Origin of the sequence: Bacterioplanoides sp. SCSIO 12839 (genome assembly GCF_024397975.1) — a bacterium.
GTDB lineage: Bacteria > Pseudomonadota > Gammaproteobacteria > Pseudomonadales > Oceanobacteraceae > Bacterioplanoides.
The window spans coordinates 2,514,170-2,526,545 of sequence record NZ_CP073745.1 but is presented as its reverse complement, the minus strand read 5'-3'; the positions used below and the strand labels follow the sequence as shown (position 1 = coordinate 2,526,545).

Annotated in this window: 11 protein-coding genes and 1 riboswitch; of the genes, 10 read left to right on the top strand and 1 reads right to left on the bottom strand. The window is 48.9% G+C overall.

The genetic code is table 11. The features are described from left to right. Window positions 1-14: 14 nt before the first annotated feature. Window positions 15-608 carry an HD domain-containing protein gene (locus tag KFF03_RS11600; RefSeq protein ID WP_255857083.1) on the top strand — a complete coding sequence of 198 codons (594 nt, stop codon included), beginning with the start codon at window positions 15-17 and terminating at the stop codon, window positions 606-608. Beyond that, a complete protein-coding gene (gene phnX / locus KFF03_RS11595) occupies window positions 601-1,428 on the top strand; it encodes a phosphonoacetaldehyde hydrolase (RefSeq protein WP_255857082.1) in 828 nt (275 codons plus the stop codon). Before KFF03_RS11600 ends, phnX begins: the two co-directional genes overlap by 8 nt. Before the next feature lie 74 nt (window positions 1,429-1,502). Here phnX and KFF03_RS11590 read toward each other — a convergent pair whose 3' ends face one another. Then, on the bottom strand, window positions 1,503-2,873 hold the full coding sequence (locus tag KFF03_RS11590) for a DUF4397 domain-containing protein (RefSeq protein WP_255857081.1): 1,371 nt from the start codon (window positions 2,871-2,873) through the stop codon (window positions 1,503-1,505). 263 nt (window positions 2,874-3,136) lie between these two features. On the opposite strand from KFF03_RS11590, the gene KFF03_RS11585 reads away from it, so the two are divergent. The 8 genes from KFF03_RS11585 (at window position 3,137) to KFF03_RS11550 (ending at window position 12,256) form a co-directional block, all read left to right on the top strand. Next, window positions 3,137-3,685 (top strand): DUF2147 domain-containing protein, encoded by a 549-nt coding sequence (locus KFF03_RS11585; RefSeq protein WP_255857080.1) that lies wholly within the window; start codon window positions 3,137-3,139, stop codon window positions 3,683-3,685. A 67-nt stretch (window positions 3,686-3,752) separates the two neighbouring features. Beyond that, a riboswitch (TPP riboswitch) is annotated at window positions 3,753-3,862 on the top strand. Window positions 3,863-4,036: 174 nt separating this feature from the next. Next, window positions 4,037-5,956, top strand: a complete 1,920-nt coding sequence (thiC, locus tag KFF03_RS11580) for a phosphomethylpyrimidine synthase ThiC (protein WP_255857079.1) — start codon at window positions 4,037-4,039, stop codon at window positions 5,954-5,956. 8 nt (window positions 5,957-5,964) lie between these two features. Beyond that, the gene (locus tag KFF03_RS11575; RefSeq protein ID WP_255857078.1) at window positions 5,965-7,131 is read left to right on the top strand and encodes an FAD-dependent oxidoreductase; all 1,167 of its coding nucleotides are present in this window, start codon (window positions 5,965-5,967) and stop codon (window positions 7,129-7,131) included. Then, window positions 7,132-7,359, top strand: coding sequence for a sulfur carrier protein ThiS (thiS, locus tag KFF03_RS11570; RefSeq protein WP_255857077.1), 228 nt, complete (start codon window positions 7,132-7,134; stop codon window positions 7,357-7,359). A 2-nt stretch (window positions 7,360-7,361) separates the two neighbouring features. Further along, window positions 7,362-8,168, top strand: coding sequence for a thiazole synthase (locus tag KFF03_RS11565; RefSeq protein WP_255857076.1), 807 nt, complete (start codon window positions 7,362-7,364; stop codon window positions 8,166-8,168). A 72-nt stretch (window positions 8,169-8,240) separates the two neighbouring features. Continuing rightward, window positions 8,241-9,869, top strand: coding sequence for a bifunctional hydroxymethylpyrimidine kinase/phosphomethylpyrimidine kinase (locus KFF03_RS11560; protein WP_255857075.1), 1,629 nt, complete (start codon window positions 8,241-8,243; stop codon window positions 9,867-9,869). 99 nt (window positions 9,870-9,968) lie between these two features. Then, entirely contained in the window at window positions 9,969-10,853 is an 885-nt protein-coding gene (rarD, locus tag KFF03_RS11555; protein ID WP_255857074.1) for an EamA family transporter RarD, read from the top strand. 56 nt (window positions 10,854-10,909) lie between these two features. After that, complete coding sequence (locus tag KFF03_RS11550; RefSeq protein WP_255857073.1) at window positions 10,910-12,256, top strand: sodium-dependent transporter; 1,347 nt, start codon at window positions 10,910-10,912, stop codon at window positions 12,254-12,256. Window positions 12,257-12,376: the final 120 nt, after the last annotated feature.

Here is a 12,376-nt window from a genome sequence, read left to right as displayed (position 1 = left end):
CAAAGGAAAGTGTGATGCGTTTACGCACATTAGCACGCAAAAAAGTGGATGAAGTACTGAATCCGTTTTTGACCTTTGGGCACATGGCACTGGGAGAGGAGGTGTCTCAGTTGCAGCATGCGCTGCAGTGTGCCTGGTATGCGGAACAAGATAATGCACCCGATTATCTGGTAATCGCTGCGTTATTACACGATATCGGCCATCTCCTGACCTGGGAAGAAAGCGGTAAACATCCGGAAGAAACCGGAGAAAACGGTTATCACGAAAAAATTGGCGCGCAATTTCTGGCGGAATATTTTGATGACGAAGTCATTAAACCAATTCGCCTGCATGTTGCTGCCAAACGTTATTTATTTTCTACCGATAAACGTTACCGCGACACGCTGTCGCAGGCCTCCATTGACAGCCTCATGCTGCAGGGTGGCGAAATGGACGACAGCACTTGCCGGGCGTTTGAAAGCTCGCCCTGGTTCAGTGATGCATTACGCATCCGCAAATACGATGAGTGCGGCAAAAAAACCGATCTTGCTGTACCCGATTTATCTCATTATCACGAACGTTTAATTCAACACACCCGTGTTGTGAAGGAGAGACTGCAACATGCTTAAGTCACACCGTTATTTTGCTGGCCCGGTTGAGGCCGTAATTCTGGATTGGGCCGGAACCACCATTGATTTTGGTTCTCTGGCACCGGTTTATGCCTTTATGGAATTGTTTAAAGCCGAAGGCATTGAAGTCTCTCAGGATGAAGCACGTGAACCGATGGGTACCGAAAAACGCGTACATATTTGTCGTATGCTGGCCAACCCACGCATTGCGCAGGCTTGGTTGGATGTCAAAGGCAGTGCACCAACAGAAGCTGAAATTGATCGTTTGTATCAGGATTTTCAACCTATTCAAACGCGCATTGTCAGTGACCGCAGCCAGTTAATTCCAGGTTGGAAGTCCGCTTACGATGAACTGGTTTCGCAAGGAATTAAAATTGGCAGTAATACCGGTTATGGCCCGGGCATGATGGAGCCTGCGGTTGCGGCGGCGAAAGAGCAGGGGTACGAACCCGCTTCTTGTGTGTGTGCCACACAAGTGGTGCGCGGTCGTCCATACGCCGATATGGCGTTAACGGTGGCCATGGAACTGCGTGCTGACCATGTACAGGGTTGTGTGAAGGTTGACGATACCATTCCGGGAATTGAAGAAGGTTTGCGTGCCGGTATGTGGACGGTGGGCGTGAGCATCAGTGGCAATGAAGTGGGCCTGGAACTGGCTGATTGGCAAGCACTGTCAGAAGACGAGCAGCAGCAGCGTCGTATCGAAGCGGAACAACGTTTGTACGATGCGGGTGCACATTATGTGATTGATAGTGTGGCTGACTTACCCGCTGTGATTGATGAAATTTCTGCCCGCCTGGCAGCAGGTGATAAGCCATAATTTTATTGCTTGCTACCAATAAAAAACCGCCCTCTGAAAAGAAGGCGGTTTTTTTATACACGGCTGGTTAACAATCAGCGCTTATCATTGAGTAAGATCGCAGACAGACCAGAACCATTACCTACCGCAATGGCAGTGTTGATAGCACCGGCAGCAACCGGCACTGCATTGGTACCCGGTACGGCTGCCGCAGTGGTGCCATCGGCCGCAATATCCACAGTGTAAGTGCCTGCTGGCAACGCGGTGTAGCCCCCGGTCTTGTCTGGTCTGGCCTGTCCAAGTACAACATCGGCAAAGGTTGGTGTTGCCGGTTGAGTGCTGCCCTGGGCGTAAACAAAGATATCAACCGGATCGGCTGCATCAGCCGATGAGGCATGTACCAGGCGTACGTCCCCGTTTTCGGTTGATGTGTTTTCGCGTTTATCTACCAGAGTAATCAATTCGGCATCAGCTACTGCGGCCAGGTCACCGGCGGCAATCACGGTATAAGATTCACCACGCTCCAGTGTCAGTGTGCCACTCAGGTTAGCCAGTGCATTTTCAATACCCTGGTTTGCCGGGGCAATGGCAACGGGTAATGCACCAGCAGCGACCTTCACATAACCACTTGGATTGGCTTGGGTCACGGTGGTGTCGAGGTAATTAAAATCACCCAACAGTTCCGCACCACCGGCAAAGACATCGACACTGACCGAATCAACCGCGTGGACAATACGAACCTCGGCTGTGTTATCCAGTACCGGGGTCACCGGTGACTCTGCTTCAGCCCAGATCAGTAAGGATACCGGTGACGCACCTTTGTTGCTGTTAACGGCAACGGCTGTGACATCGGTGTTTACCGTCAGACTGCCAGAGTTGTATACCACCTCAGAGCTGCCAGCGCCGGTGATACGAACCTGATAGTCACTATCGGCGATGTTAGGCAGTGTCGCATTGGCATCAAACGGCACACCTGGCAAAGTGGCGTCACCCAGATCGGCGCCATTGGCCGTTACGTATACATCAACCGAACCGGCATCTGGAGAGGCATGCACAACGGTCACATCATTGCTGTCGTTGCCACGACGTATGGTGTCGTCCAGTACTTCGAATTCAATGTTGGCAACGTCATTTTGTGCAATCACTGAATAATAACCATTGGCCGACAGTGTCAGTGTTTGCTCAAGGGCAATGGTCTCAGTGCCGCTAACCCGCAGGGCAACGGTGTTATTGCCTTCTTCAAGACGCAGATAGCCAGAACCTTGCTGGTAGCTGACGCCGGTCAGGGCGGCGCTGCCATTCACCAGCACGTCGACTGCCGGAGCATCCGGTGATGCATGCAATACACGCACGTAAGCCGGATCGTCATCATCGTCATCGCTGCCACAGCCAACCAATGTCAAAGACATCACCGGAACCAGCATCGCTAAGCGGGTCGCTTCTCGGGCAAGTTGCTGAATTTTCATAAAAACCTCCTTTAATTAAGAAATACCTGCCATGCGGGAATATTTTTCTTATACATGTTGTACAGGTGATGCATAGGAATTAGTGGGGCGAAAAAAGTTCCTGTCTCGGTAGAAAAAAATCGATTTCTGCTATGAACGGTCGTAATGAGGGGATAAGCGGCTAAAAAGAACACGCTGAACTTGCAATTAGCCGGCGGGGATTTAAAGTGGTCAGGCCAATCAGGCCCTAATATAATAAAAAACACTTTTTCCTTGAGGTTCACATGAAAAAACTTCTCACTACGGCCATTGCTGGTTTGTTTTCATTGGCTGCACAGGCAGATACAGCGGAAGGCCGCTGGGTAACCATCGACGATGAAGATGGCTCTAAAGCATCGGTTGTTGAAATTAAAATTGCTGAAAATGGCGAATTGCAGGGCACGATTGTTGAGTTACTGCGCGAAGACGATAAGGGCAAAAGCTGTGAAGAATGCCCGGATGAGTTTCACAATAAGCCGATTGAAGGCCTGACGTTCATGTGGGGACTGGAAAAGGAAGCCGAAGGCGAATGGGAAAGTGGTCGCATTCTGGACCCAAAAACCGGCTCCATCTATAAGTCCAAACTGAAAGTTGCCGAAGATGGCCAAACCATCGAAGTGCGTGGTTACGTTGGCGTATCCTGGATCGGTCGCAGTCAGGAGTGGCAGCGCTATGAAGCACCTGCTGTAACCGCAGAGCCAGAAGCTCAGGTTGAAGGCACACAGGTTGAAGGCACCGAGGTTGAAGAAGTGCTGGCGGCTGATGCTGTCGCAGATCAGGGTGAAAACCTGTAATACCTAAGGCTATCTCTTTTACATAAGTCGCGGCTTGTATAAGTTTGCAAGCCGCCTTATTATCGTGGTGATTCTGTCGGGGTGCTCCATCTGCAATGAGGAGCTGAGATCGCATAAGCGGATCCCGTTGAACCTGATCTGGTTAGAGCCAGCGTAGGAAACAGAAAAGCCGTTTGCAGTTTATTTTTCTGAAGCTGTTGATGTCATCAAGACTTGCTGTCGTTATCACATGGTTGTTCTGACCTTATTGAAACGACAACTTGTTCCTTTTTCTTCCTTCCCGCTGCCTGACTGATTGTTTTCTGTGATTAGCACATCTCCCAGAGATGGCCTGAATAAACGAGACTCAGCATGGCAAATAAAGATTCTTTAACAAATGGCGCATTAAAAGACGCCATCAAAGTCGATGAACTGTCTACCCAGCCTTTCCCTGCTTCCAGCAAGTTATACGTTACCGGTAGCCGTGATGATATTCGCGTGGGATTGCGTGAAATCGAATTAACCCCGACCCAGCTGGCCGATGGCAAAACCGAATACAATCCGCCGGTTCGGGTTTACGATACCTCGGGCCCTTACACTGATCCGGATGTGGCGATTGATGTGCGTAAAGGTTTAAAACCGATGCGTGAAGCCTGGATTAATGAGCGTGACGATACTGAAACGCTGGATGGTTTCAGCTCGGATTACGCCAAAATCCGCGAGATGAATATTGCATTGGAAGACTTACGTTTTGAATTAAAACGTAAACCTAAACGCGCCAAAGCCGGTAAAAATGTAACCCAGCTGCATTATGCACGTCAGGGTATTATCACCCCGGAAATGGAATACGTTGCCATTCGTGAGAACCTGGCACTGGCTGAAGAAGAAATTGAAAAAGCACTGGAAACACAGCATCCCGGTCAGAACTTTGGCGCTAATATTCCGAAAATGATCACGCCGGAATTTGTTCGTGATGAAGTCGCACGTGGTCGTGCGGTTATTCCGAATAATATTAACCACCCGGAAACCGAGCCAATGATTATTGGCCGTAATTTCCGCACCAAAGTGAATGCCAATATTGGTAATTCAGCGGTGACGTCTTCCATCGAAGAAGAAGTGGAGAAAATGGTTTGGTCAACCCGTTGGGGTGGCGATACCGTGATGGATTTATCCACCGGTAAAAACATCCACGAAACCCGTGAATGGATTATTCGTAACTCACCTGTGCCAATTGGTACTGTGCCTCTGTATCAGGCACTGGAAAAATGTGGTGGCATCGCCGAAGACCTGACCTGGGAATTATTCCGTGACACTTTAATTGAGCAAGCCGAGCAGGGCGTGGATTATTTCACCATTCATGCGGGCGTGCGTTTGCAGCATGTGCCATTAACCGCTAACCGAGTAACCGGTATTGTTTCTCGTGGTGGTTCGATCATGGCTAAGTGGTGCTTAGCGCATCATAAAGAAAGTTTCCTCTACACGCATTTCGAGGAAATTTGCGAAATCATGAAAGCCTACGACGTGTGTTTCTCACTGGGTGATGGCTTACGTCCAGGTTCGGTGGCGGATGCCAACGATGAAGCGCAATTTGCTGAGCTGCGTACATTGGGTGAACTGACTAAAATCGCTTGGGAACATGACGTACAAACCTTTATTGAAGGCCCGGGTCACGTGCCAATGCACATGATTAAAGAGAACATGGAAGAGCAGTTGAAGCACTGCCATGAAGCGCCGTTCTACACCTTAGGGCCACTGACGACGGATATTGCACCGGGTTACGACCACTTCACCTCGGGTATCGGTGCGGCATTAATTGGTTGGTATGGTTGCGCCATGTTGTGTTACGTCACGCCAAAAGAGCACCTGGGTCTGCCCAATAAAGACGACGTAAAACAAGGGTTAATTACCTACAAAATTGCGGCTCACGCAGCCGATTTAGCGAAAGGTCATCCGGCGGCACAATTGCATGATGATGCGATGTCGAAAGCACGTTTCGAATTCCGTTGGGTTGACCAGTTTAATCTGGCAATTGACCCGGATACCGCGCGTGCGTATCACGATGAAACCCTGCCAAAAGACGGCCATAAAGTAGCGCACTTCTGCTCGATGTGTGGGCCAAAATTCTGTTCGATGAAAATTTCTCAGGAAGTACGCGATGCCTCCTCAGACAATCCGAACTGGGCCGATGAAGCACAAGAGAAATTAGCGCAGGAAGCGGTCGACGGCATGAAAGAAATGTCAGAACAATTCCGCGAACAGGGCAGTGAGCTTTATCATATTGCTGAAAATTAAGAGGCTGTATGACACACACAAAACCTCAATCAGTTGTGGCTCCTGTTGTGATTGTGGGTGCCGGATTGTTGGGCAGCTTATTAGCCTGGCGTCTGGCACGTCAGCAGCCTGAAAGGGCTGCTGATATTACGGTGCTGGAAAAATCGGCACCGGATCAATTACAAAGTGCTGCGAATACGGCGGCGGCCATGGTAGCCCCCTACGCTGAACGCAATGTTTGTGACGCTGACATGTTTGAGCTGGGCAAGCAAAGCCTAAGCCTATGGCCAGCTTTATTGGCCCAACTGGGTCAGGATAGTGGAGAAAGCATTGCGTTTGGACAGGATGGTTCACTGGTGGTGGCTCATCAGGCAGATCAGTCTGAGTTACGTCAGTTTGAACAGGAAATGGCTTCGTTTGATTTGTTGGGAGATAAAACTGCAACAGCTGTTAGTCGCCAGCAAATTCAGCAACTAGAACCCGGAATTAACCCGGAATTTCAGCACGGCTTTTTCTTGCCTCAGGAAATGCATCTGGATAACCGTTCCTTGTTGCCTTTATTGCACCAGCAGGCGCAACAACTGGGGGTGCAATTTCGTTTTAATACCGATGTGTCGGATGCGGAATTGCAGGCTTTCTCTGACGATACATTGGTGTTTGATTGTCGTGGCGTCGGTTCCAAAACAGCGCTGGCAGGTGATGCACAAACGTTACGAGGCGTTCGTGGCGAGGTGTGTTGGATCGAAACACCTGAGGTAAATATCACGCGCCCGGTGCGTTTATTACACCCACGTTATCACTTATACCTGGTGCCGAAAGGGCAAACCGAGCAGGGAGCATTTCGTTATATTCTGGGTGCTACCGAGATTGAATCGGAAGATAAATCGCCGGTCAGTGTGCGCTCGCAATTAGAAATGTTAAGTGCCTTGTATTGTTTAAGCCCGGCGTTGGCGGAAGCTCGTATTATCGAAACGGATGTGAATTTACGCCCGGCATTTCCGGATCATAAACCGAAAGTGGTTCGCACTGCAGCGAAGCTGTATCGATTAAATGGTTTATTCCGTCATGGCTATTTATTGGCTCCGGCATTTTTGCAGCAGTTTGAACAGCAGCTGACTCGCGAATATCAGCTGTCTCTTGGATTAAAAGGCCTGCTCAATGCTGAGGCTGATGTCGCTGTTGAGGAGATGGCATAAATGGCAGAGTTAACATTGGCAATTAATGGGGCTACACAGTCATTCAGCAATATTAAAACCCTGCAACAATTATTGATTCAGCTGGGTTATTTTAGCGATGACGGAGAGCCAAAAGGTAATATTGTTGTAGCACTCAATCAGTCGATAGTTTCAGCTTCTTTATTCGCTCAAACGGAATTAAAAGCGGATGATCAGCTGGATATTTTGGGTGCAATCACTGGCGGTTAAATATGACGACTGAAAATACAATAAACATCGCTGGCGAGGAAATTAATGGCCGCCTTTGGTTGGGTACTTCCATGTATCCATCGCCAGAAGTCATGCGCGATAGCCTTCAAGCCGGAAAGCCAGGGTTTGTTACCTTGTCGTTGCGGCGACAGACCGCGCAGCAGGTTGCGGATAATGGCCACTGGCAATACGTGCAGGAATTTGTCGAGCAAAGTGGCTGTAAAATTCTGCCTAATACCGCCGGTTGTCATACCGCCGATGAAGCGGTTTTATTATCCAATATGGCGCGTGAATTATTCAAAACCGATTGGATTAAATTAGAAGTCATCGGTGATGACTACACGCTTCAGCCGCACACCACTCAATTGGTGAAAGCCGCTGAAACCCTGATTCAGCAAGGTTTTAAGGTGCTGCCTTATTGCACCGATGATTTAGTGCTGTGCAAAGAATTACTTGCCGTGGGTTGTCCGGCGGTGATGCCCTGGGGCGCCCCCATTGGTACGGGTAAAGGTTTATTAAATCGTCATCAACTCACCACCTTGCGTGAGCGTTTATCCGATGCGGTACTCATCATTGATGCAGGCTTGGGCAAACCTTCTCAGGCGATGGATGCCATGGAGTTAGGGTTTGATGCGGTGTTGTTAAATACTGCGGTTGCTAAAGCGCATGACCCGGTATTAATGGCACGGGCGTTTTATGAGGCTGTGAATGCTGGGCGAATGGCTTATTCAGCAGGCATGATGCAGGAGCGTCAGGCCGCCAGTGCTTCAACCCCCACACTCGGTATGCCATTTTGGCATCAGAATTAATAATTTTTTTAGAATTATGCAGCGAAAAATAAACACAGTGTTATTTTTTGCCGCCGCGCCGAAGGGCCATCCATGGCCCTGCCGCGCGGACGCGACATCCTGTCGCTGCTCTCAAAAACAACACTGTATTTATTTAACGCTTTAATCGAATTGATTATGAAAGAAACCAACCGTAAAAAAATCTGGGCAATCAGTGCATCTGATTCCTGCTCTGGTGCTGGCCTGCAAGCCGATTTAAAAATGGCGCATGCGTTAAATGTCGAATGTGGAACACTGGTTTCAGCGTTAACCGCACAAAGCAGTTTTGGTGTGGATGCGGTTGAAACCATTTCTGTCGAGTTTTTCGAATCGCAGTGGCAATCGTTAAAAAAAGACGGCTGGCCACAAGCCATTAAAATTGGCTGGTTTCCCAAAAATGAAATCTTTATTACCTGGTTAATTGAAAAATTAGCGGCGTATAAAACCGAATGCCCTCAGGGTTGGGTTGTCTGGGACCCGGTGTTATCCGCTTCACAAGGTGGTTTAGAAACCGGAGAGCTTGCTCAATTAAAACCGTTGTTTTTATTCGTGGATGTGATCACCCCCAACGAACAGGAAGCATTACAACTGACTGGCTGTGCAACGGCTCAGGAAGCAGGAGAAGCCTTGCAACAAGCAGGTATTGCTTATGTGGTGATCAGTGGTGGCGATTCAAACACGGATAAATCAGTGGTTGAAAGCATCTGCTTTGCAGGCCCGAATATTCGTCGTGTTGAATCACAGAGTGAGCCTGAACAGTCAGTACTTACCAACTTTATGATTCAGCAACCACGGATTGATAAAAAGGTACACGGCAGCGGCTGCCATTTTGCTTCTGCCATTGCGGCTTATCTGGCCAATGGTGAACGTATTTATGATGCGTTGCTGTTGGCTTCTGCAACCATGAGTCAGGTTATTCAGCAAGCGTCTGAAACACCGTCCGGTTATTGTAATGCGTGGGCCACAGCTGTTGATCGCAATGGTTTGGGTAATCTGCCTGCTGCACAGTGGCCAGTGATTGTTCCTTTGAGTGATGCCACCGAATTTACTTTTCCTCGTGTTGAGCAGGCATTAGGACTTTACGGTTTGGTGGATAATCTGGATTGGCTGGACTCCTTGCTGGAGCTGGGTGTGGATACACTGCAGTGGCGAGTGAAGTCGCCAGCACTGTACGAACAGCAATATGGTGAAGGCAGTTATCAACGAGATATGCAGACGGCGATTGAGCGATGCAAGCAGCAGAATATTCCGTTGTATATTAACGACGACTGGCCTATGGCGGTTGAGTTGGGTGCTTATGGTGTGCACCTGGGCCAGGAAGATATGCTTGAGGCGAATCTCAGTGCCATTTCTGAAGCCGGGTTGGCACTGGGGGTGAGCACTCATACCGAGTGGGAAATTGCCCGCGCGCGTGCCTTTAAACCTTCCTACATTGCATTTGGTCCGGTGCATCCGCCGTTATCAAAAAAGCTCAAGTATCCACCTCTGGGTTACACCAATCTGAGCAACTGGTGCGCTCGCATTAGTCAGGAATTTCCGGTGACTTGCATCGGTGGTATCACCACAGAAAATATTGCCAATATCAAAGATTGCGGTATGCCATCAGCGGCTATTGTCACCGATTTAATGGTTGATAATAAATTGCCACAGCGCCACCTGAAACTACGTGGCGTTTATCCGTAGAAATACCTATTTATATCAAAAGACAGGTCATTGATGTTGAGATAACTGGCTTAATGGTCAGAAATTCGCTAGCCTCCGCTTTTTGCGAATTCTGACCTTATGACAACAGATACTCATCGCGGTGCTCTGTTCGCCGTCTTAGCCTTCGGTTGGTGGGGGCTGTCGCCTCTGTATTTTAAGTGGGTTTCTCATATTGCACCGCTGGAAGTATTAACCAATCGGGTGGTGTGGTCGTTTGTGCTGATGTCGGTTTTATTGTGGTTCAGCTACAAAGCCACTGGCATTAAGTCCATTCTTAAAAGCCGCCGTCAGCTGCTAGCGATGTGTGGTAGTGCCTTATTAATTGCCGCTAACTGGTTAACCTTTATTTGGGCGGTTAATGAAAACCGCGTGCTGGAAGCAAGCATGGGGTATTACATTAATCCGCTGGTGTCGATTTTTCTTGGCATGATTTTCTTGCATGAACGCCTGACTTCAGTACAGACAATCGCCTTGTTGCTGGCTGCAACGGGTGTATCCATTCAGGTAATTGCAGTGGGGGAGTTGCCCTGGGTCAGCCTGGTGCTGGCATTTTCATTTGGCTTTTATGGGCTGTTGCGCAAATTAGTTCCGACTGACGCGTACACCGGTTTATGGTTTGAGACCGCGTTGGTCACGCCATTGGCTCTGGGGTATTTAATCTGGATTGGCGGTGGTGCTGTGCTGGTGAATGAAGTCGAATTTGGTAAATTATTCCTGGCCGGTATTGTTACCACTGCACCGTTAATCTGGTTTGCGATTGCCGCCCGACACCTGCCATTAATCACGCTGGGCTTTATTCAATATCTGGCACCGACCATTGCTTTGTTGCTTGCTGTTGGTGTTTTTGGTGAGCAATTAACTCCGGTAAAAGTGACGACCTTTGCATTTATTTGGGCGGCGTTATTGCTGATTGTATTGCATAGCCTGAAGCAAAAGCGCCAACTCAGAAAAGCAACGCACTGATCCCCTGACTGTGGTTTGCCTGCAGCCTTTTTTATCAACCTGACAGAGTAGTAACTATGACGACAGAAGCATCGCGCGGACATTTTTCGTCACGAATCGGATTTATTATGGCAGCAGCAGGTTCTGCTGTTGGCTTGGGTAATGTTTGGGGATTTCCAACTAAGGTCGCCGAAAATGGCGGCGCTGCCTTTATTCTGATGTACCTGGCGATGGTTTTTGTATTGGCTTTTCCGATGTTGGTTGCCGAGCTGACCATTGGACGTTATGGCCAGGGTAACCCGGTTACATCATTACGCCGGGTTTGGCGCAATAATCGTTTTGCGCCAATTGTGTTTGGTGCTTTGGCCCTGTTGGCCGCTTCGTTAATTCTGAGTTTTTATTCTATTGTGGCCGGTTGGCTGGTTGCTTTTGCCGCAGAGCCATTAGCCACGGCTGTTGGTGCTGACGGGCTGGCCGCCTGGCTGACTGAGTTTTCACAACCGCGCAATGTGATCATGACACTGCTGTTTTCTCTGATGACAATTTGGGTCGTCAGTAAAGGTGTTGCTGACGGAATTGAAAAGTGGTCCACACGTCTGATGCCGATTCTGTTTGTATTGTTTGCCGGTATGATCATTTACATTCTGATGCAGGAAGGTGCGATGGATGGATTGCGGGTATATCTGGTTCCGGACTTCTCTCACCTAAATGGGCGTCTGATTGTTGATGCCATGGGGCAAGCCTTTTTCTCATTGTCATTGGGGGTGGGCTCAATGATGGTGTATGGCTCCTATCTGAAAAAAGACATTAATTTGCCAAAGGTCGCGACGCAGGTTGCCATTATTGATACGTCTGTGGCTTTTGCAGCTGGGTTATTGATTATTCCGGCGATGTTTGTAGCAAAACACAACGGCGTGGAAATTTTTAATGCGGCGGGTGAATTAATCAGTTCGGGAGATCTGGTGTTTCAGGTGTTGCCATCTATGTTTCATACCATGGGGTCATCCGGCCCTGTGATTGCGGTGGTTTTCTTTGTATTGATGGTGATTGCGGCGCTGACGTCTTCAATATCCATTCTTGAAGTCCCGGTCGCCTGTGCGCAGGATGAGCTGGGCATGTCACGTCAAGCATCATCCTGGTTGATTGGTTTGCTCATCGCTGTGGCGAGTGTGGTTATCTGCCTGAACTTTGGCGCGCTGTTCGGCTTGGTGATTGATATATCGACCGTTTATATGCAGCCATTGTTAGGAATTATCTGGGCTGTTGTGGTGGGGTGGGTCTGGCACCGAAATGAGCTGCTCAAAGAATTACAGCAGGGTAATCCAGAGATTGCCGACGGCTGGTTCTGGAAAATCTGGCCCTGGTATGTCCGCTTTATTTGTCCTGTGGCCATTGTGGCTGTGATGTTTGTTTCCATCAGTTGATCTTATTGTATCTGACTCCCACTGTGGTAACCCGCTGTGGGCGGTCTGCACAAGCTTTGTCATTTTTTCTCTTGAAATCTTCTGCCTGGCCCCCAGATAGGAATCCATACACGATGTTCA